Genomic DNA, 20,904 nt, shown 5'->3' on the forward strand with positions numbered 1-20,904 from the left:
TAGTTAAAATAGCTCAAGGCTGTGTTGCTCTCACTCCCAATAGCCAGCTATTGCTCAATCGAGCGCCTTACCTTGAGTTATTTTTCCTGCGCACAACAAGATCACAAACTTAATGGAACTGGTATTATACCAATCCCATTAAGTTATTGCTCACTTGTACTAGTTAAAATAGCTCAAGGCTGTGTTGCTCTCACTCCCAATAGCCAGCTATTGCTCAATCGAGCGCCTTACCTTGAGTTATTTTTCCTGCGCACAACAAGATCACAAACTTAATGGAACTGGTATTATTTTTCCTGCGCACAACAAGATCACAAACTTAATGGAACTGGTATTACCGGTTGACAGACTGAAGTATAAGCTACAAAAAAAATCATTAAGTCTAGATTGAACAGACAAAAGAATACCCCTCAGCGCTATAAAATATAAACGCTTAAATCGCAAAATCAATGACATTGGTCTGATTATTGCTAACTACAAGACACGTCAAAAAATTATCCTTAAGCACTCATGCAGTTAGCCGAAACTTTTAATAAGTTAAAGAAACAAAAACTTAACCTACTTTCAGGTTTAGGTACGCCATTTCTCGTAATGGCGGCGCTCGGTATGGTGATCTTACCTATGCCGGCATTTTTGTTGGATATTCTTTTTTCTTTCAATATTGCCTTGTCTTTGGTGGTCTTACTGATCACAGTTTATACCTTAAAGCCGCTTGAGTTTGGTTCGTTCCCAGCGGTATTGTTAATTGCGACTATTTTGCGCTTAGCGCTCAATGTTGCCAGTACCCGAGTGGTATTACTTGAAGGCCATGAAGGTCCCGATGCGGCAGGAAAAGTTATTGAAGCTTTTGGCTCGGTTGTTATTGGCGGCAATTACGCGGTGGGATTAGTGGTTTTTGCCATTCTAATTATTATTAATTTCGTTGTTGTTACCAAAGGTGCAGGGCGTATTGCTGAAGTTACTGCGCGCTTTACTTTAGACGCTATGCCAGGTAAACAAATGGCGATTGACGCGGATTTAAATGCCGGCTTTATAACCGCAGATGAAGCCAGAGAACGCCGAGTTGAAGTCACCAGTGAAGCCGACTTTTATGGCTCAATGGATGGTGCGAGTAAATTTGTTAAAGGTGATGCTATTGCGGGGATTTTAATTCTTTTTATCAATATTGTTGGTGGCTTAATTATTGGTATGGTGCAACATGATCTTTCGTTTGACCGTGCGGTGGAAATTTATACCCTACTGACGATTGGAGACGGTTTAGTTGCACAAATTCCAGGGTTGTTGCTATCAGTAGGCACAGCAATCGTAGTGACTCGCCAAAACACCTCTCAAGATATGGGCGAGCAAGTCAGCAGCCAACTTGGCCAAGAAAAATCACTTTATATTGCCGCTGGTGTGATGTTTATTATGGGTATTGTGCCCGGCATGCCCCACGTTGCCTTTTTAACTTTTTCGGTATTAATTGCTGCGGTTGCGTTTTTTAATAGTAAATATAAAGCCGCGGCAGCAGCACAATTAATCGAACAAGGTCAGGCGGCAGAAGTTGAAAATCAGCAACAAGAAGCTGAAGTTAAAGACTTAGGCTGGGATGATGTGAACCATGTTGACATTATTGGCCTCGAGATAGGCTACCGTTTAATTCCTTTGGTTGATAAAGCCCAAGGTGGAGAGCTACTTAATCGCATTAAAGGCGTGAGAAAAAAACTGTCACAAGAATTTGGCTTTTTGGTGCCAGCCGTTCATATTCGTGACAATTTAGACTTAGACCCTAACAGTTACCGGATATCGCTGATGGGAGTCACAGTAGGAGACGCGGAAATTCGCCACGATCAAGAACTGGCTATTAATCCAGGTCAAGTTTTTGGCAAACTTGATGGCGTTGCGACCAAAGACCCTGCTTTTGGCTTAGATGCTGTGTGGATAAAAAAAGAGCAACGAGAACACGCACAATCGCTAGGCTATACGGTGGTTGATTCAGCCACGGTACTAGCAACACATTTAAGTCAAATTTTAACTAATAATACCGCGCAGTTATTAGGGCATGAGGAAGTTCAAAACCTACTTGATATGTTAGCTAAGAGTTATCCTAAGTTGATTGAAGGCCTTATCCCAGACGTCTTGTCATTAGGCACAATAGTAAAAGTACTACAAAACCTAATGAATGAAGGGGTGGCGGTACGTGACATGCGTAGCATTATTCAAACCTTAGTCGAATATGGTCCTAAGACCCAAGACCCTGAAGTGTTAACGGCGGCGGTTCGGATAACTTTACGAAAATTCATTGTGCAAGAGTTAGTTGGGCCTGTAATAGAAGTACCTGTCATAACTTTGTCACCAGAGTTGGAACAAATGTTGCATCAGTCTATGCAAATGGCTGGAGATGATGGCGCAGGTATCGAACCAGGTTTAGCAGAAAGACTACAAAAATCTTTGACCGACGGTGCACAACAGCAAGAAATGGCTGGCGACACACCAATTTTATTAACGTCAGGCATTTTACGGGCAGTTTTAGCTAAATTTGTTAAATATACCATCCCGGGATTACGGGTGATTTCTTATCAAGAAATTCCAGATGATAAGCAAATCAAAATTGTTAGTGCTATCGGCCAGTAAAAAAATACTTCAAAGTAAGTTGTACTGAATTATAAGGGTTGGCGATGAAAATTAGACGTTATGTAGCAAAAGATATGAGAAGCGCACTCGCACAAATTAAAGAAGATTTGGGTGTTGACGCCGTCATTATGTCTAATAAAAAAATTGCTGAAGGTGTCGAATTAATGGCAGCGGTTGACTATAACCAAAGTGTTAAGCCCGCCCAACCATCAGTATCTGAGCACAGTAAAACTAGCACGGCTAGTAATAGCCAGCCGACTAATCGAGTGGACCGATTCGATAGTGTCGAAGATACAGTAGCGATTAGCAGTTCACCTCAGTCAGCAGAACAGTCAACAACTTTGCCAGCCGACAGCTTAGCCGCGTTATTGAGCCGACAAGTACAACAAAATGGTTACGATAAATCTCCAGCAACACAGGCATTTAATAGTCAGATAGCCAGTTCAACAGCTGAGGCTAATCATCAAGCTGACAACAAGCCTGGTGCTGCAGCACAAGATATTGAGCAACAGTTTAAAAACTTTACTACGCGTTTAGAGCAAACTACTGATGTAGATTCATCTGATCATGGTGCCAATCAACCAGCAGATGCTAGTCAGCATGGGTCAAATAGTTCAAATTTCAATAACTCGACTGACTCGTCAACAGCTAGACCTGAGAAAATGACTTCACAGGGCGAACGTCAAATAAGTGGCAGTGAATTTGACAATATGCAAAAAGAAATGTCTTCTATTCGTCAGCTGTTAGAACATCAAATGTCAGGGTTAATGTGGCAAGATATGGCACAAAAAGATCCGATGCGCGCTGTCTTGGTGAATAAACTAATGGCGATGGGTCTTAATGAACAAGTGGCGGATCAAATTGCTGGCTACATTCCTGCTAATAGCCTTGAAAAAGATGCCTTTGAGCAAGCAAAACATATTATAGCGCAGCAATTAAATACCACTAACAATGATATTATTCAACGTGGTGGTGTGGTTTCTCTGGTTGGGCCAACAGGCGTGGGTAAAACCACCACTATTGCGAAATTAGCGGCCCGCTTTGCCCAGCTTCACGGCGCCGATCAAGTGGTATTAATTTCTACTGATAGTTATCGTATTGCGGGTTTTGAACAGCTTGCTACTTACGGTCGTATTATTGGTTGCCACGTTAAGTTGGCCAATGACGGTGATGAGCTAGACAGCCTGTTACAACAGTTTTCACAAAAGAAATTAATCTTGATAGATACCGCCGGCATGGGGCAAAGAGATATGCGCCTAACTGAGCATTTGACTACCTTAATCTCGAATGCTCGTGTTAGAATTCGTAACTACTTAGTGCTAGCGGCAAATACGCAGCAGCGTGTTATGCAAGAAAATGTTGAACGCTTTAAACGTATACCTTTAGCGGGCTGCATTTATACTAAATTAGATGAAAGCTTAAGTGTTGGTGAAATTATAACTACGTCATTACAAAATGGTTTAGCTATTGGTTATCTTACTGATGGACAAAGAGTTCCTGAAGATATTAAAGTTGCAAATGCTGAAAAATTGGTTACGCTGGCAGACAGAATGGCCACCAAGTATCAAAATTCAGGGACCGTCTCTTGGCGCAATCCGCTATCAACTGTCGCAGTATAGTCGCCTTATATTAGGTAGAGCAGTTAATAGCAATTGCATTGAGTAAGTAGTTATAAGTGAGCATAACGGGTCAAGAGCAGATGTTTATTGTTCCAGACTAAACATAAGTACTTACATCCATGTCAGCAAGGTGCTTGATTAATTTTTACATAGCGCTTCCTAGCTATTCATGGCTCCACAGCATTAGTTAATCCTTGTAGGTTGAGGTAAGTCAGTAGAGCAATGCAGGAGCATATTGTTGAGCAATAGTGAGCGTATGTGATTAAAAGTAGCGCAGGTATTGGATGTGTAGGCCACCTTAGAATGACTGATTATTTATGGTAATTGGTCTTATATAGAGAAGTTATATAGATGATAGATCAAGCGAGTGGCTTAAGAAAAATGCAAGCTCCCCAATACATAAAAGTCATAGCCGTTTCTGGCGGTAAAGGCGGGGTGGGTAAAACCAATGTCTCATTAAATACCGCCATTTCTTTAGCTAAATTAGGTAAGCGGGTTTTAGTGCTAGATGCCGACTTAGGCTTGGCTAATGTTGATGTTATGCTAGGTTTGCGTGTCAAACGTAACTTGTCGCATGTGCTATCTGGCGAATGTGAACTTGATGATATTATTATTCAAGGCCCTGCTGGCATTAACATTATTCCGGCGACATCAGGCACTCAATCTATGGTGGATTTAACCCCTGCTGAGCATGCGGGGCTTATTCGTGCTTTTAGTGATATGCAAACTAAATTTGATATTTTAATTGTTGATACCGCTGCAGGTATTTCCGATATGGTATTGAGTTTTTGCCGTGCATCGCAAGATGTCTTACTAGTGGTGTGCGACGAACCGACCTCAATCACTGACTGTTATGCCTTGATGAAACTGTTAAGCCGAGATCACGGGCTATTCAAGTTTAAAGTGGTGGCAAACATGGTGCGTACCCCAAATGAAGGTAAAAATTTATTTGCTAAATTAGCTAAAGTCACCGATCGATTTTTAGATGTTACCTTAGAGCTTGTTGCCGTTATACCTTATGATGAAAATATTCGTAAATCTGTTAGAAAACAACAAGCTATTGTCGAGGCCTATCCTAATTCTCCGGCGTCAATAAGCCTTCAAGGGCTTGCTAAAAATATCATTAGCTGGCCAGTGCCAAAAGAAGCTTCAGGGCATTTAGAATTTTTTATTGAGCAATTACTAGAACACTAGGGGTTGTTGGCCTTATAAGTTCTAGACATAACCCAAGTACCTACATCCGTGTAGGCATTAAGTGTGTAGGTTTTTTTACTGCCTGTTAAAGGTCTATCGTTAATGTTTAGCTAATATTGTTGGCAAGTACAAAGTGGCAGAATTCGCTAATATGTTTGTCGATTTGTTAATCAAAACATAAGCTATAGCCGAGACTAAAATTAAAAATCTACGGGCCCTATTTAACAAACAAGTGAGTTATAGTGTTAAAAGTACATACTTATAGTGTTGATAAATCGGCCTTGCTGGAGCGACACACGGTACTCGTGAAACGCATTGCTTATCATTTACTTGCCCGGTTACCTGCCAGTGTTTTGGTTGATGATCTTATTCAATCAGGCATGATAGGTTTACTCGAAGCGGCAAATAATTTTGATAATAGCAAAGGTGCTAGCTTTGAAACTTTCGCGGGTATTCGTATTCGTGGTGCTATGCTTGATGAAATTCGTCGAGGCGACTGGGTTCCACGCTCAGTGCATAAAAATAGTCGTATGATCAGCGAAGCCATAAAAAGCTTAGAAGCGCAATATGGTCGTGATGTTACCGATATTGAAGTTGCTGAAAAACTCGAGATTTCAATTAATGAATACCATCAAATACTTAATGATGTTAGCTCAGGTAAAATTTTGGGCATTGATGACTTAGGTGTTAGTGAGGATGTGATTGAAATAGCCCACAGTCATCACCAGGATGAACCTTACGCCAACATTGAACAGAGTTTCTTTAAAAAGTCATTAGCAGAATGTATTTCCTCTTTACCCGAGCGTGAAGCTTTAGTACTGTCTTTGTATTATGATGAAGAGCTTAACCTCAGAGAAATAGGCCAAGTACTCGATGTGAGTGAATCACGGGTAAGTCAAATACACAGTCAGGCGATGCATAGATTAAAAGCTCGTATGCAATCGTGGCAAAGTTAAGTAGAATATTAGTCATATTGTAAAATTTTAAATGTTATTACCGGAGAGTGCCTTGGAAAAGAATATGAAAGTACTTGTTGTTGACGATTTTTCAACAATGAGACGTATAATCAAAAATTTGTTACGTGACTTAGGTTTCACCAATATATCAGAAGCAGATGATGGTAATACCGCACTGCCGATGCTTAAAGCGGGTGATTTTGATTTTGTTGTTACTGATTGGAATATGCCTGTTATGCAAGGTATAGATTTACTTAAAGCCATTAGAGCAGATGAAAAATTATCGCATATTCCGGTATTGATGGTGACTGCAGAAGCGAAGAAAGATCAAATTATCATGGCGGCTCAAGCGGGAGTGAACGGTTATATCGTTAAACCTTTTACCGCTGCAACGTTAAGCGCAAAGCTTGAGAAAATTTTCCAACGTCTTGGTTAGTCACCAACTTTTTTACACAAGGCTGTTATATGAGTAAAAGTACTAGTACTAGTGTTCACGTTTCTTTAGAACAGGCTAGATTGTTGGTTGAATACCTTGAGACAGATCAACAAAACAAAGCAGATGAATTAATTGCCGAAATTCAAAATCCGATTCAAATTGAACTATTTGAAGAAATAGGTAAGTTAACCCGCCAATTGCATGATTCCTTGAATAACTTTCATTTTGATGCCCGTTTGAACGATTTAGCGACTGCTGATATTCCAGACGCTAAAGAAAGGTTAAACTTTGTGATTAGTCGCACCGAAGACGCGGCTAATAAAACTATGGATGTTGTTGAATCAATTTTTCCGGTGGTCAGTAACATTCAACAACAAATCAATAACGTTAATCCACTTTGGCATAAATTAATGCACAATGAGCTTGAGGTGGGCGAGTTTAAGTCATTATGTCTAGATATCGATGTTTTACTGAAAACAACAGAAAAAGAAGCGAGTAATATTCATCGCTTAATGACTGATGTTTTGATGGCGCAAGATTTTCAAGATCTTACGGGGCAAGTTATTCGCAAGGTTATTGACTTAGTTTGTGAGGTTGAAGACAGCCTAATAAATATGCTGACAGCTTTTGATATTTCTTCTGAACAAAACCAATCAAATTACGTACCACAATTGGGTGAAAATTTAGTCGAAGGTCCAATCGTTAATCGTGAAAGTCGCAAAGATGTTGTCTCAGATCAAGATGACGTTGATGATTTATTATCAAGTTTAGGTTTTTAATAGGAGTTACTAAATGTCATTTGCACAAGATGAAGAAATTCTTCAGGATTTTTTAATTGAAGCTGGGGAAATACTTGAAACCTTGTCAGAGCAATTAGTTGAACTTGAAAATGATCCTGAAAATGCTGAATTGCTCAATGCTATTTTTAGGGGCTTTCATACCGTAAAAGGTGGTGCTGGCTTTTTGTCGCTTGCCGAGTTAGTTGATGCCTGTCACGGTGCGGAAAATGTTTTTGATACCTTAAGAAATCAGCAACGATCAGTTACTTCATCATTAATGGATGTCATTCTTAAAGCGCTTGACACCATTAACGAAATGTTTACTCAAGTACAAAATAAAGAGTCGTTAAGCAGCGCTGAACCGAGTTTACTAGCCGAGTTACATCGATTATCTCAGCCTGAAGGACAAGCAGCGCCAGAGGCAGAACATTTTGTTGCAACGGCTGAAGAAAATATACCGGTCGATAATAGTAGTTCAAGTGACGAAATGTCAGAAGATGAATTCGAACGCTTATTAGATGAACTTCATGGCAGTGGCGCAAAAAAAGCAAGTGCGCCCGTAGCAGAACAGCCGACAACCTCTAGTAGTGACGATGATAGTGGTGATAATAGTGGTGATGATATTTCGGATGATGAATTTGAATCCTTACTGGACGAACTGCATGGCCAAGGTGGATTCTCTTCTGCTGTGACCCCAGCGCATGCCAAGACAGTAAGCTCAACATCAAGCGATGAAATAAATGATGATGATTTTGAGTCGTTACTAGACCAACTACACGGTAAAGGTCAACGACCTAAATCGGAAACAACCGCATCAGTAGCAGCTGCTGAGAAAGTGACAGCGGTTACAAAAGCAGTAAGTGTCCCTGCGGCGGATAATATCAAGGCTAAACCGGCAATAAATCAGGTATCAACAACGGCTGACAAAAAACCGGCACCCGCACAGCCCGCTCAAGGTGAAACAACAGTTAGGGTTGACACCAAACGACTAGATCAGATCATGAATATGGTTGGTGAGTTAGTTTTAGTGCGTAATCGTCTGACTAGTTTAGGGATGACAAAAGAAGATGAAGAGTTAACCAAAGCGTTATCAAACCTAGATGCGGTGACTACTGACTTGCAAGGCGCGGTAATGAAAACGCGTATGCAACCGATTAAGAAAGTGTTTGGACGTTTTCCTCGTGTAGTACGTGATTTAGCCCGTAGTCTCAATAAAGAAATTAAACTTATTCTTGAAGGTGAAGAAACCGACCTAGATAAAAATTTAGTTGAAGCTTTAGCCGATCCTTTAGTGCATCTTGTGCGCAACTCGGTTGATCACGGGATTGAAGACCCTGATAAACGTGAAGCGGCTGGTAAGCCACGAGAAGGTATCGTGCTATTGTCAGCATCACAAGAAGGCGACCATATTCTACTAACCATTCGTGATGACGGCGCTGGCATGAATGCTGAAAAATTAAAAGAAATAGCCATAGAACGCGGGGTTTTGGAGGCCGATGCTGCAGCGCGTATGTCTGACAAAGAAGCCTTTAGTTTAATTTTCGCCCCTGGATTTTCAACAAAAACCGAAATTTCAGAAGTATCAGGCCGTGGCGTTGGTATGGATGTGGTGAAAACAAAAATCACCCAGCTAAATGGTACGGTTAGTATCGACTCAGAAATGGGTGTAGGCACGATACTTGAAATTAAAGTGCCATTAACTTTAGCCATATTGCCAACCCTAATGGTGGTGATTGGCAAACAGACCTTTGCATTACCGCTTGCCGTGGTTAATGAAATATTCCACCTTGATTTGACTAAAACTAACGTTGTTGATGGACAGCTGACCATCATTGTTCGTGAAAAAGCTATCCCATTATTTTATCTTGATCAGTGGCTAGTGCGAAATTATGTTGAAAAGCCGCGAGATCGCGGTCATGTTGTTATTGTGCAGCTAGGCAATCAGCAAATTGGCTTTGTTGTTGATAGCTTAATTGGCCAAGAAGAGGTGGTTATCAAACCGCTAGACAGATTATTAAATGGCACGCCAGGTATGGCTGGAGCTACAATAACCAGTGACGGCGGTATTGCCTTAATCATTGATGTACCTAATATGCTTAAATTTTACGCAAAAAAAACGCTAGTGAAGAAAAAATTACGTTCATAATATCCATGGGTAATAGCCCGCGGTAAACATATAATCACGACAGGAAATAGATTGTAAATGTCATTTAAAGTATTAGTAGTTGATGACTCCAGTTTTTTTCGACGCCGAGTAACCGATATCCTCAATAAGGATGCTGATCTTGAGGTTATCGGTGTTGCTATTAATGGTATTGATGCAGTAGAAAAGGCGATGTCATTAAAGCCTGACGTAATCACTATGGATATAGAAATGCCGTTATTAAATGGCATTGAAGCGGTGAAACAGATCATGGTGAAAGCACCTACGGCCATTATTATGTTTTCTTCATTAACTCATGATGGCGCTAAAGCGACGCTGGAAGCACTCGATGCCGGTGCGTTAGATTTTCTGCCGAAAAAGTTTAACGAAATAGCTAAAAATACTGAAGACGCTGGTGATGTACTACGTCAACGCGTTAAGCAATTAGCTAGAAAAAAAGTGCTTAGAACCGCACGAGCTTCAACCTTTCGTTCACAGGCTGTTGCTGAGGGAAAAAATAAGGTAAGTCATGTTGTTACCCCAAATTCTGCTGTAAAAATTACCCCACAGCAAAACGCATCCTTTAGAAAAAGTTCCGGCAAAAAATACAAATTACTCGCAATAGGTACTTCAACTGGAGGGCCTGTAGCACTACAAAAGTTGTTAACTCAATTACCTGAAGACTTCCCGTTACCCATCATTATGGTGCAGCACATGCCAGCGGCATTTACTTTAGCTTTTGCCAACCGCTTAAATAGTATCTGTAAGATAAATGTGAGCCAAGCGAATTCAGGTGACATCTTAAAACCTGGTCATGCCTATTTAGCGCCTGGTGGCAAACAGATGATCATTGACGGTACAGAAAGTGCTGCAAAACTAAGAATACTGGCAGACAATTCTGAACGGATTGCTTTTAAACCGAGTGTAGATATTAGTTTTGCTTCAGCCGCTAAAATTTTTGGTGGTAAAGTTTTAGGGATCATTTTAACCGGAATGGGCGCAGATGGTCGTGAAGGCTCACGATTATTAAAAAGTAAAGGTGCAACCATATGGGCGCAAGATGAAGACTCTTGTGTTGTTTATGGTATGCCGCAAGCGGTCAAGGTTGCCGGATTATCTGAACGTTCATTGGCGCTTGAAAGTTTTCCCGCTGCAATTCTTAAGGAAATACAGCATGGATAAACTGAGTATAGCGGGACTGCTAATTGCTATTTCTGCTATCTATTTTGGTTTCATTATTGACGGCGGTGCTATATCTTCGTTGTTGGAACTACCTGCCTTTATTATCGTGTTTGGTGGTACGCTTGGCGCTGTTATGTTGCAGTCATCGCAAAGTCAGTTTTTTCACGCAATAAGCTTACTCAAATGGTTGTTTGTGCCACCTAAATACGATATTGAACAGGGTATTGAATCGATTGTACTTTGGGCTGAAAAAGCACGAGAGTCTGGTTTTTTGTCACTAGAATATATTGCTGAAGAAGAAAATGACTTTTACGTTAACAAAGGCTTAAATTTACTTGTTGACGGTATAGAGGTTGAAAACCTAAGAGTGTCATTAGAACTTGATTTAGATTTATATCGTGAACATAATTTACGCTCTGCCCATGTTTTTGAGTCAATGGGCGGTTATAGTCCAACCATTGGTATTTTAGGTGCTGTGCTGGGTTTAATACATGCCATGTCTAATTTGGCTGATCCGCAATTATTGGGACAAGGTATTGCCACAGCATTTGTTGCCACTATTTATGGTGTCGGTTTTGCGAACCTACTTTATTTACCGGTTGCCAATAAAATTAAAGCCATAGTGCACGAACAAACTATGTATCGCGAAATGATGACCGAAGGTTTAATTGCCATAGCCTTAGCAGAAAATCCACATGCCATTGAAAACAAACTGTCGGCATTTCGGTTAGAGCAATGAATCGTCTTCGCGCCAGACGCCACCTAGTAGAACATGAAAATGTCGAGCGTTGGTTAGTGTCTTATGCGGATTATATGACCTTATTATTTGCACTTTTTGTCGTGTTATATGCTATGGCAATGGTCAATGAAAAACCGTTTGAAACCGCGACAGCATCTCTAGGTCGTGTATTTCAAGCGCATGAAGAACAAGCTAAAAATCGTGGCCATGGCGATGACATTTTACCAGTTAATAGTTCAAAAACTAAGCGAAAATTATTTGGCGATACTATTTTAGAGGATGTTGGAGCTAAACCTGTTTCAGGTAACATCCCCTTATCAACTGTCTCAGATGCACAAGTAGGCACTAGCTTAACGTCTTTGGAAAAAAATCTTCATGAAGCTTTATATGAATTAGTTGAGTCCGGTTATGCGCAACTGAAAATTGATGGTGACTGGTTGGAAATTGAATTAAACAGTGGTTTATTGTTTCCAAGTGGCTCAGCCTCGCCAACCCATGCCGCAAAAGATATTTTGTTGGTTATCTATCAAATTATTGCCGATACTAGCAACTATATTAGAGTGAGAGGTTATACCGATAATCAAGCGATTAAGACTGAAATTTTTTCTTCTAATTGGGAATTATCGGTATTTAGAGCAACAGCAATTTTACGTGCATTAGAAGCGCTAACCTTAAACCCTGCTCGAATGGCTATTGAAGGTTATGGTCAGTATTATCCAAGTGCTAATAATGCAACGGTAGCAGGGCGGGCAAAAAACCGTCGTGTGGTTATTGCGCTTTCTAAATATGGTTTACAAAAAGCCAATGTAGTAGCAACAACGACAGCCGAAGCTACTATTTCAGTTGCAGATGTAAAAACGATTAGCAGCACTAGTACTGAAATAAAAGATGATGAAATTCGTATTATCCAACTCGATAATGGGGGTATTCGTATTACTACTCGACCTGAGACTAATGCTAACAATGAAGCCACTAAGCCAGCACAAGCAAAAACTAATGAACAATAGGAATTCAACTTGGTAGTTTGGACCGTTGCAAATCAAAAAGGTGGCGTGGGCAAAACGACCACAGCTATTGCCTTAGCCGGTTTATTAGCTGAGCAAGGCCAGCGCGTACTTTTAGTTGATACCGACCCTCATGCATCATTAAGTTATTATTTTGGTATTGAATCTGAAGACCTAGAGCTCAGTGTTTACAATCTGTTTTTACAGGTATCAACCAAAGAACAGATCATGCAAAGTTTATGTCCTACACATTATGATAATATCGACATACTCCCTGGCACCATGGGCTTAGCGACACTTGATCGTGCACTGGGCAATAAAGGTGGTATGGGCTTAGTGTTAAAAAAAGTGATGCGAGCAATCGAAGGTGAATATGACTATGTATTGATTGATTGCCCGCCGATTTTAGGGGTGCTGATGGTGAATGCATTAGCCGCTAGCGATAGAATTATAGTACCGGTTCAAACTGAGTTTTTAGCGCTAAAAGGTTTAGACCGGATGATGAAAACTTTAGAAATTATGCAGGGTCAACAGCCTTTGCCGTTCAAATATACTATTGTCCCTACCATGTTTGATAAACGCACTAAAGCATCAAAAACGACTCACCAAAAGTTGCAAGATCTTTATGGCCAGTCTGTTTGGCCTTCAGTAGTACCCATTGACACTAATTTTCGTAACGCCAGTGTCGCCCAGAAAGTACCTTCAGATTATGCTGCAAAATCTCGTGGTATCATTGCTTATAAAAATTTATTAAAATATCTCATTAACTTAAACACAAAGAGTAAGTAAGCCGATGCCAAAGCCTTTAGCTGCAAGTAAAAAACTGATGCAGACTTATTTGTCAGAATTGCTTACTGAAGAAGCCGTAGAGCAAAAATCAGCATTGCCGGTTAAAGAGAGACAATATCAGCCACTAGAGAAATTACTGAGTAGTGCTACTTTTCCACAAACTTTCTCATCAAACGACACCGAAAGATTAAGCTTGGCTAAAGCTGAAAGTCAAAGTAAAGTTCAAGACTCTGCACTTAGCCACAGCGATAAAAGTAAGGTAAAAGTTGAACCAATACTGGCAACAGCAGCGGCTGAAGTTACGCTAAAACAGCCAACCATAAACCCTATTGACCCTAGCGAAAATATAATTGAAACCCGTAAAAGTGCTGCTAACGTTGCAGCGACTCAACAACGCAGTTATCGCCAAGGCGACTTTCAGGTGATGTTTTTTGAGGTTGCGGGTTTAATGATTGCTGTGCCATTGATCGAGTTAGGTGGTATTCATAATGCCGATAAAACCACGCCACTGATGGGTAAACCTGATTGGTTTAAAGGTGTTATGCTGCACCGAGCAGCAAAAGTTAATGTGGTTGATACCGCGCTATGGGTAATGCCTGAAAAGTGTGACCCAGCATTAATTTCAGCGCTTAATTACCAATATATTATTATGTTAAATGACTCATCTTGGGGCTTGTCGGCTGAGAAATTAGTCGATACGGTAACGCTCAAGCAAGAAGATGTTAAGTGGTTAGATACCCCAAACAAGCGTCCTTGGCTGGCAGGATTAGTAAAAAACCGGATGTGCGTACTGTTAGATGTTGAATCTTTAATCAAGTTATTGGACAAAGGTGTAAATATAACCCAAGAATAATTGATGAATGTAAACTTGCCAGTATACTGAGAGCCTAAGTATTCTGGTCATGAAAATAACAACTAAAATTTAAAGAGGTCAGCAGTATGTCTGATGAAAGACGCAATGCAAGCGAACGTGTAAACATCAATGATGAAATACTACAGTGGGTAACGTTTAAGCTCGACCGAGAAACATACGGTATCAACGTAATGCAAGTGCAAGAAGTGTTACGTTACACTGAAGTAGCGCCTGTACCCGGGGCGCCAATTTATGTTATGGGCATTATTAACTTACGTGGTAATGTCGTTACCGTCATCGATACTCGTGCAAGGTTTGGGCTTGAATCTGCTGAAATAACCAACAACACTCGCATTGTCATCATTGAAGCTGAAACACAAGTTATTGGCATTTTAGTTGATAGCGTTGCTGAAGTTGTTTATTTAAAAGCATCAGAGATTGATGTTGCACCCAATGTTGGCAACGATGAAAGTGCCAAATTTATTCAAGGTGTGTCAAACCGAGAGGGTGAATTACTCATTTTGGTTGATCTAAACCAATTACTCTCTGACGAAGAGTGGGACGAACTCAAGCAATTCTAATTTTAGCCAATAAGCCTACTTGAGTAGGCTTTTATTTCCAACGAAGCCAATTAAACTTATGGAAAATATATCTGCTAATCTGATCAGCTTAATCACATTCGTTATGGTGATACTCGTTGCTATATTTTTGTTGGCACGAAAAAATCGTTTTGCTCAACAAATAGATGAATTACAACATCAAGTAAACAGTCAAGAAATACAACTAATAGACTTACAAAACTTGCTTGCTAGACATCAAGCGCAGTTAGAAATCAATCAGCAAGACTGCACTGAGTCGCAAAGAGAAAACGAACAAGTTAGCAAGCAATTAGAACACCGGATTAAAATGATTCAGGAACAGTTTAATAGCCAATTTCAAAGTATTGAAAAGCTATTACATCAGCAACCTGAAGATAAGTTATATACTCGAGCACAAAAATTGGTTGAGCTGGGTGCAGGCCTTGCTGAAATAATGCGAGAGTGTGATATTCCAAGAGCTGAGGCCGAAATGTTGCTTTCTATTCACCAAAAAAAAGCAGCAAAATAGTACCATGGTTAGAAAATAGCGAGTTTAAACCTTACATTTTAAGTAAACCCTTAAACGCTCTCGTGATAAACTGCCGATAGTAAAATTTTATTTTTAGCTTTATAACCCCTATAACCCCTATAACCCCTATATATTATATAACGGTTATAAAATAAGGATCCTGTAGTGAATAGAATAAAAAAAGTTGTCTTGAAAACCCAAGCAATAGTTAGCTTTAAACTCTTGCTAACGGTAATGTTTTCGTTTTTTTTAACGGCCTGTTCGACAACACCTTCGTCAGAGCAAACGCTATCTGATCCAAAAGACCCGCTAGAAGTGATTAACCGACCTTTTTGGACCTTTACTTGGGATTATGCCGACAAATATGTTCTCAAGCCGGCATCACAAGGCTATGTTGAATATATGCCAACAGATTTACGCAAAGGTGTTCATAATATGGCACTGAACCTCAATGAACCCTCAACAATAATTAACCATTTATTACAAGCAAAGTTCACTGATGCAGCAAAGTCAACCGGACGCTTTGTGTTGAATTCTACTGTTGGCTTATTAGGTTTTTTTGACCCAGCGAGTGACTTTGGTTGGAACCGAAAACAAGAAGAATTTGGCGAAGTACTTGGCAGTTATGGTGTGGGTGATGGGCCTTACTTGGTTGTTCCTGCGCTGGGTCCTTCATCGGTACGTGAGGAGGTAGGCGACTTTGTTGATGGTTATTACTGGCCACTGGTTATTATTGATTTTTGGCCTAATTTACTGCGAGCCGGTGTTTTAGGCCTGGAAGCTCGCGCATCGTTTGCTGATCAAGAAACTATTATCAATGATGCTATTGATCCCTATGAGTTTGTTAAAAATGCTTATTTTCAAAATATGCAGTTTAGAGTTTACGATGGAAATCCTCCGATTGAACTTAACCAAGCAGAAGAGGCAAGTATTGACGCTTATCTAGAAGAGCTTGAAGAAATGCAGCCTTAATCTTTGGATTAAGACTAAGGTTAGCAACAAGGTAAAGAATAAAAAAAGCGAACTAAAGTTCGCTTTTTTTATATTGCTCGATGGCGTTAGCTAAGTATTTTTGTGCAAAAAATAACATAACAGGCCTTAATAACAAAAAATAGGCAATCAGCACTATCACAACGGACGCTGCCAAGGCAAAGCCTTGTAAATTTGCGATAAAGAAAAACGGTGGGATCAGCAGCGATAACTTAATCATATTTAAAATAAACTTTTCAGGCACAGTAAGCTTTGCTTGCGCCAAGGCCAGAATTGCTTGTCGTTGATGTAAACTAAATGCCTGCAAGGCTGGTATTTTATTGGAAGATAAATAAATGGTCATAAAATTTCAAGTAAATATGCGCTAAAATTATAGGTAACGCTATCATACAAAAATGACACTTAATGTGCCATGGGCAAATACGATAGTGAGTGATTTATTAACCTTGTTGCTGGTTATTTGCTCAGAAAGATAGCGGTTAAAAGATAGCGGTAAGCTATCAGTTTGAAGCTATCAGTTAAAAGAGAGCAGTTAAAGGTAGCGCTCAGTTATTGGGAGAAGAGCAGGAGGACTGCAGGAGGAAAGACCAAAACATAAAACGCTTTTTAAATATCTAAAGCCCTACCTCATTCTTTTCTCATTGTTTCCTCCCTGTAAAAAAATAACAAAATTATTCACAGGGAGAAGAGCAGGAGGACTGCAGGAGGAAACACCAAAACATAAAACGCTTTTTAAATGTCTAAAGCCCCACCTCATTTTCTTCTCATTGTTTCCTCCCTGTAAAAAAATAACAAAATTATTCACAGGAAGAAGAGCAGGAGGACTGCAGAAGTAAAACACTACAAAAGCTGTTTTAAAAAGTTTTTTTAACTTACTGAAAGCTGACAGCTAATAACTTAGAACTTCACTTAACACCATGGGCAGGTCTTATTTATGTCGTCAAGTAGCTTGAAAAACACTAAATAAAAATGACAGGCTAAAGACCAACTGACAAGCAAGCGATAAGAAAGCCAAAATATCGACTTTAGGAGCACAATTTCCTATAAATTTGTTAAAACGAGTTCCTCAGTCGCGTGCAATTTGCTAGAATTGCGGCAATTTTTATCAGTAGGTGATTTTTAAATGAATATCATAGAAGCTAATTTTGACGCAACCGGTAAGAAATTCGCGATTGTTGTCTCTCGTTTTAATAGTTTTGTTGTTGAAAACTTACTTGAAGGTGCAGTAGATACACTTAAACGCCATGGCAACGTTGCAGATAACGACATTACGATTATTCGTGTTCCTGGTGCCTATGAGCTACCAGTAGCGGCTAAAAAAGTTGCTGCGAAAGGTGGATACGATGGCATTATTGCTATTGGCGCGGTTATTCGTGGCGGAACGCCGCATTTTGATTTTGTTGCTGGCGAATGCAATAAAGGCTTAGCACAAGTTGCCATGGAGTATACCCTACCAGTGGCATTTGGTGTCATTACCACCGACTCTATTGAACAAGCCATTGACCGTGCCGGCCTTAAAGTAGGCAACAAAGGCGCTGAAGCAGCACTAAGTGCTTTAGAAATGGTTAACGTGCTCGATAAGTTATAACAGGATATTTTTGTGAAACCATCACCTAGAAGAAAAGCCAGAGAGTTGGCAGTACAAGCAGTATATTCTTGGCAATTAAGTCAAAATAACATTGCTGAAATTGAACTGAATTTTTTGACTGAAAATAGTGCGCGTCGTTTTGACATTCCTTATTTTCAACAATTGTTCCGCGGTATTTCAGCACAAATTAGCAGCATTGATGAAAAAATATCACCTCATGTTGACCGTCCACTAAAGGATGTTGACCCGGTTGAAAAAGCTATTTTACGTGTTGCCGTGTTTGAATTATCTGAATGTCTAGATGTGCCATATCGTGTCATCATCAATGAAGCCATTGAGTTAGCAAAATCATTTGGTGCAGATGATAGTCATAAGTTTGTCAACGGTGTTTTAGATAAAGTTGTTAAGCTTGTTCGTCCGAACGAATAGTTATAATTTGGTTGTAATATGAAAGAGTTTGAATTGATCAAACGCTTCTTTAGTGAGCAAGCGATCAAACGCAAGGATGTGGTACTCGGGATTGGTGATGACTGCGCGATAGTCAGCCCTTCTGAGCGTCAAAATATTGCAATAACCACAGATACCTTAGTCGCTGGCGTTCATTTCCCTCATGAAACCAGCGCACGCGCCATTGGCCATAAATCAATAGCAGTCAATTTATCAGACCTAGCGGCAATGGGCGCTGAACCTACTTGGCTTTCTTTGGCGATCACTATGCCAGAAGTTGATCTGAAATGGATTGAAGAGTTCTGTCTTGGTGCCTTTGAATTGTGCGAATATTATAATGTGCAACTCATTGGCGGCGATACTACGCAAGGGCCTTTGAGTATTACCATTACAGCCCAGGGTTTAGTGCCAATAAATAAGCACCTGACCCGCTCAGGCGCTAAAGCGGGTGATTGGATTTATGTTACCGGTGAAATTGGTGATGCGGCCTTAGCCCTTAAGCATATTTTGCATGAGGTCAATGTTGCCCCCGAATATCGAGAAAGTGTGCAGCGCAGTTTAGACTTTCCAACGCCTAGGATACTTGCTGGGCAAGCACTTCGTGGATATGCCAGTGCAGCGATAGACTTATCTGACGGTATTATTGCAGACTTAGGTCATCTTTGTACTGCTTCCAAGGTAGGCGCTAATATTGTGTTAGATTATTTGCCGATATCTAAAGCATTACGAGCGACTGTTGGCATGGAAAAAGCTTTTGAAATAGCGCTCACCGGTGGTGATGACTATGAATTGTTATTTACGGTATCTGAAGATAACAAAGTGGGTATTGAAACTGCCTTAGCCAATACCAGTAACACGATAACGTGTATTGGTCAGATTAATCGCAGTGAAAAAATCACCACAACTTTAAACCGTAAAGCTGTGGCTATTAAGACTAAAAGCTTCGAACACTTTTCTAGCAGCAGAGAGTGAGGATGAAATCTTCTACAGCCAATTTTCGACTGTCAAACCCAGTCCATTTTTTGGCCTTAGGTTTTGGTAGTGGTTTAGCGCCTAAAGCACCGGGCACTTTTGGTACCTTAGCTGCAATTCCACTATTTTTGCTGTTCGCACCACTTAACAATATGCTTTATTTATCGTTGTTAGTGGTGATGAGTGTCGCAGGTATCGCTGCTTGGGCTTGTATGATGCTGATTTTTTACTAAAGTTAAAACAGGCTCCACTTATACTAATTACTAATAAAAAGTTAATAAAGAGCCAGTAACGAATTAACAACATAAGCAATAAAAAAGCCAAAGAATGAATTCTTTGGCTTTTTTTGTAGCTAAAATGGGCTTTAGTAGATAAAAGCAGCTAAGAAAATAAGGCTAATGGCGGTTCAAGGTGGGTAATTGTAGCTCGCTATTTATGCCGCTAGTTATAGTTATGCCGTCAAATAGGTGATTGAGCATAGTGTTATACCAGTTCCATTAAGTTTGTGATCTTGTTGTGCGCAGGAAAAATAATTCAAGGTAAGGCGCTCGATTGAGCAATAGCTGGCTATTGGGAGTGAGAGCAACACAGCATTGAGCTATTTTAACTAGTACAAGTGAGCAATAACTTAATGTAATTGGTATTACTCATTGCAATACTTGCTCTTATGACATGAGTTTTTTACAGGCTATTTAAAATATTCGCTATTTAAGGAGGAATAATATGACTAAGTTAACACCGCAATGGCAAAAAATCATTGCTACTGAGCAACAACAAGATTACTTTCAACAATTATCACAAGAAATTGCTCAGCAACGAACGAATGGTGAAGTGATATTGCCAACTGAAGAGGATGTTTTTAATGCTTTTTCTACCGTTGATTTACCGGATGTGAAAGTGGTTATTCTAGGTCAAGACCCTTATCATGGCATGGGTAAAAATGGTGAGTCACAAGCACACGGTTTAGCTTTTTCGGTGCGCAAGGGTATTAAAGTCCCGCCTTCTTTAGTCAATATCTACAAAGAGCTCAAGCAAGATGTTACTGACTTTAGCATACCCCCTCATGGTTATTTGAACGAGTGGGCACAACAAGGTGTTTTGCTGCTCAATACCGTGCTAACAGTTAAGCAGGGACAAGCGCACTCTCACGCTAAATTGGGTTGGGAAACTTTTACAGATAAAATTATTGCGGAAATAAATCAGCATAATGCTGGCTGTGTATTCTTACTCTGGGGTAGTCATGCACAGAAAAAAGGTAAAAATATTGATCAGCAAAAACATTTAGTATTAAACGGTCCACACCCATCGCCGCTCTCTGCTTATCGAGGTTTCTTCGGTTGCCAACATTTCTCTAAAGCTAACCTATGGTTGCAAGCACACAATAAATCCATCATCAATTGGCAAATTAGTGACTAAAATATCGTCATTATTGCTCACTTTTAAGAAAAAAATTTCACTTTAAGTCAATGAGTAAAATTTATTTTCAGATCAGAGTT

At 40.0% G+C, this 20,904-nt stretch carries 20 protein-coding genes and 1 pseudogene; 20 read left to right on the plus strand and 1 reads right to left on the minus strand.

All coding sequences use genetic code 11. The annotated features are described in order from the left end of the window. Positions 1-507: 507 nt before the first annotated feature. From flhA to ESZ39_RS08145, 15 genes are all read left to right on the plus strand, one after another. The gene (gene flhA / locus ESZ39_RS08075) at positions 508-2,610 is read left to right on the plus strand and encodes a flagellar biosynthesis protein FlhA (RefSeq protein WP_146879407.1); all 2,103 of its coding nucleotides are present in this window, start codon (positions 508-510) and stop codon (positions 2,608-2,610) included. 44 nt (positions 2,611-2,654) lie between these two features. Beyond that, positions 2,655-4,229 carry a flagellar biosynthesis protein FlhF gene (gene flhF / locus ESZ39_RS08080; protein WP_146879408.1) on the plus strand — a complete coding sequence of 525 codons (1,575 nt, stop codon included), beginning with the start codon at positions 2,655-2,657 and terminating at the stop codon, positions 4,227-4,229. Between the two features lie 351 nt (positions 4,230-4,580). Beyond that, positions 4,581-5,423: a MinD/ParA family protein gene (locus ESZ39_RS08085; protein WP_146879409.1), complete on the plus strand. Its 843-nt coding sequence runs from the start codon at positions 4,581-4,583 to the stop codon at positions 5,421-5,423. A gap of 242 nt (positions 5,424-5,665) precedes the next feature. Beyond that, the gene (locus tag ESZ39_RS08090; RefSeq protein ID WP_146879410.1) at positions 5,666-6,379 is read left to right on the plus strand and encodes an RNA polymerase sigma factor FliA; all 714 of its coding nucleotides are present in this window, start codon (positions 5,666-5,668) and stop codon (positions 6,377-6,379) included. Positions 6,380-6,431: 52 nt separating this feature from the next. After that, a complete protein-coding gene (gene cheY, locus ESZ39_RS08095; protein WP_146879411.1) occupies positions 6,432-6,815 on the plus strand; it encodes a chemotaxis response regulator CheY in 384 nt (127 codons plus the stop codon). A gap of 29 nt (positions 6,816-6,844) precedes the next feature. After that, the gene (locus ESZ39_RS08100) at positions 6,845-7,594 is read left to right on the plus strand and encodes a protein phosphatase CheZ (protein ID WP_146879412.1); all 750 of its coding nucleotides are present in this window, start codon (positions 6,845-6,847) and stop codon (positions 7,592-7,594) included. A 13-nt stretch (positions 7,595-7,607) separates the two neighbouring features. Continuing rightward, positions 7,608-9,740 carry a chemotaxis protein CheA gene (locus ESZ39_RS08105; protein ID WP_146879413.1) on the plus strand — a complete coding sequence of 711 codons (2,133 nt, stop codon included), beginning with the start codon at positions 7,608-7,610 and terminating at the stop codon, positions 9,738-9,740. Positions 9,741-9,797: 57 nt separating this feature from the next. Further along, the gene (locus ESZ39_RS08110) at positions 9,798-10,919 is read left to right on the plus strand and encodes a chemotaxis response regulator protein-glutamate methylesterase (RefSeq protein WP_146879414.1); all 1,122 of its coding nucleotides are present in this window, start codon (positions 9,798-9,800) and stop codon (positions 10,917-10,919) included. Then, positions 10,912-11,658 (plus strand): flagellar motor protein, encoded by a 747-nt coding sequence (locus ESZ39_RS08115; RefSeq protein WP_146879415.1) that lies wholly within the window; start codon positions 10,912-10,914, stop codon positions 11,656-11,658. Before ESZ39_RS08110 ends, ESZ39_RS08115 begins: the two co-directional genes overlap by 8 nt. After that, entirely contained in the window at positions 11,655-12,665 is a 1,011-nt protein-coding gene (locus tag ESZ39_RS08120; protein WP_146879416.1) for a flagellar motor protein MotB, read from the plus strand. The genes ESZ39_RS08115 and ESZ39_RS08120 overlap by 4 nt, the downstream gene beginning before the upstream one ends. Before the next feature lie 9 nt (positions 12,666-12,674). After that, complete coding sequence (locus tag ESZ39_RS08125; RefSeq protein ID WP_146879417.1) at positions 12,675-13,451, plus strand: ParA family protein; 777 nt, start codon at positions 12,675-12,677, stop codon at positions 13,449-13,451. A 4-nt stretch (positions 13,452-13,455) separates the two neighbouring features. Next, entirely contained in the window at positions 13,456-14,304 is an 849-nt protein-coding gene (locus tag ESZ39_RS08130; RefSeq protein WP_223270294.1) for a chemotaxis protein CheW, read from the plus strand. A gap of 86 nt (positions 14,305-14,390) precedes the next feature. Continuing rightward, positions 14,391-14,885: a chemotaxis protein CheW gene (locus ESZ39_RS08135; protein WP_146879418.1), complete on the plus strand. Its 495-nt coding sequence runs from the start codon at positions 14,391-14,393 to the stop codon at positions 14,883-14,885. Between the two features lie 58 nt (positions 14,886-14,943). Continuing rightward, positions 14,944-15,411, plus strand: a complete 468-nt coding sequence (locus ESZ39_RS08140; RefSeq protein WP_223270295.1) for a DUF2802 domain-containing protein — start codon at positions 14,944-14,946, stop codon at positions 15,409-15,411. Positions 15,412-15,576: 165 nt separating this feature from the next. After that, a complete protein-coding gene (locus ESZ39_RS08145; protein WP_223270296.1) occupies positions 15,577-16,383 on the plus strand; it encodes a VacJ family lipoprotein in 807 nt (268 codons plus the stop codon). A gap of 52 nt (positions 16,384-16,435) precedes the next feature. On the opposite strand, the gene ESZ39_RS08150 is transcribed toward ESZ39_RS08145, so the two are convergent. Then, positions 16,436-16,744, minus strand: a complete 309-nt coding sequence (locus ESZ39_RS08150; RefSeq protein WP_146879419.1) for a DUF6170 family protein — start codon at positions 16,742-16,744, stop codon at positions 16,436-16,438. Between the two features lie 780 nt (positions 16,745-17,524). Between ESZ39_RS08150 and ribE the strand changes: the two genes are divergently transcribed. From ribE to ung, 5 genes and pseudogenes are all read left to right on the plus strand, one after another. After that, positions 17,525-17,989, plus strand: a complete 465-nt coding sequence (ribE, locus tag ESZ39_RS08155) for a 6,7-dimethyl-8-ribityllumazine synthase (protein WP_146879420.1) — start codon at positions 17,525-17,527, stop codon at positions 17,987-17,989. A gap of 12 nt (positions 17,990-18,001) precedes the next feature. Then, positions 18,002-18,418, plus strand: coding sequence for a transcription antitermination factor NusB (nusB, locus tag ESZ39_RS08160; RefSeq protein WP_146879421.1), 417 nt, complete (start codon positions 18,002-18,004; stop codon positions 18,416-18,418). 18 nt (positions 18,419-18,436) lie between these two features. Continuing rightward, positions 18,437-19,408, plus strand: coding sequence for a thiamine-phosphate kinase (gene thiL / locus ESZ39_RS08165; RefSeq protein ID WP_146879422.1), 972 nt, complete (start codon positions 18,437-18,439; stop codon positions 19,406-19,408). A 2-nt stretch (positions 19,409-19,410) separates the two neighbouring features. Continuing rightward, positions 19,411-19,605 (plus strand): annotated as a pseudogene (locus tag ESZ39_RS08170) (phosphatidylglycerophosphatase A); the annotation flags it as partial. 526 nt (positions 19,606-20,131) lie between these two features. Next, positions 20,132-20,824, plus strand: coding sequence for a uracil-DNA glycosylase (gene ung, locus ESZ39_RS08175; RefSeq protein ID WP_146879424.1), 693 nt, complete (start codon positions 20,132-20,134; stop codon positions 20,822-20,824). Positions 20,825-20,904: the final 80 nt, after the last annotated feature.

The organism is Colwellia sp. C1TZA3 (genome assembly GCF_007954265.1).
Lineage (GTDB): Bacteria > Pseudomonadota > Gammaproteobacteria > Enterobacterales > Alteromonadaceae > Cognaticolwellia.

Coding starts and splice junctions, on each gene's coding strand:
- ESZ39_RS08100 (WP_146879412.1), top strand. CDS start 6,845: ATGAGTAAAAGTACTAGTACTAGTGTTCACGTTTCTTTAGAACAGGCT.
- ribE (WP_146879420.1), top strand. CDS start 17,525: ATGAATATCATAGAAGCTAATTTTGACGCAACCGGTAAGAAATTCGCG.
- ESZ39_RS08135 (WP_146879418.1), top strand. CDS start 14,391: ATGTCTGATGAAAGACGCAATGCAAGCGAACGTGTAAACATCAATGAT.
- thiL (WP_146879422.1), top strand. CDS start 18,437: ATGAAAGAGTTTGAATTGATCAAACGCTTCTTTAGTGAGCAAGCGATC.
- ESZ39_RS08140 (WP_223270295.1), top strand. CDS start 14,944: ATGGAAAATATATCTGCTAATCTGATCAGCTTAATCACATTCGTTATG.
- flhA (WP_146879407.1), top strand. CDS start 508: ATGCAGTTAGCCGAAACTTTTAATAAGTTAAAGAAACAAAAACTTAAC.
- ESZ39_RS08110 (WP_146879414.1), top strand. CDS start 9,798: ATGTCATTTAAAGTATTAGTAGTTGATGACTCCAGTTTTTTTCGACGC.
- ESZ39_RS08105 (WP_146879413.1), top strand. CDS start 7,608: ATGTCATTTGCACAAGATGAAGAAATTCTTCAGGATTTTTTAATTGAA.
- flhF (WP_146879408.1), top strand. CDS start 2,655: ATGAAAATTAGACGTTATGTAGCAAAAGATATGAGAAGCGCACTCGCA.
- ESZ39_RS08085 (WP_146879409.1), top strand. CDS start 4,581: ATGATAGATCAAGCGAGTGGCTTAAGAAAAATGCAAGCTCCCCAATAC.
- ESZ39_RS08120 (WP_146879416.1), top strand. CDS start 11,655: ATGAATCGTCTTCGCGCCAGACGCCACCTAGTAGAACATGAAAATGTC.
- ESZ39_RS08150 (WP_146879419.1), bottom strand. CDS start 16,744: ATGACCATTTATTTATCTTCCAATAAAATACCAGCCTTGCAGGCATTT.
- ESZ39_RS08130 (WP_223270294.1), top strand. CDS start 13,456: ATGCCAAAGCCTTTAGCTGCAAGTAAAAAACTGATGCAGACTTATTTG.
- ESZ39_RS08115 (WP_146879415.1), top strand. CDS start 10,912: ATGGATAAACTGAGTATAGCGGGACTGCTAATTGCTATTTCTGCTATC.
- ung (WP_146879424.1), top strand. CDS start 20,132: ATGACTAAGTTAACACCGCAATGGCAAAAAATCATTGCTACTGAGCAA.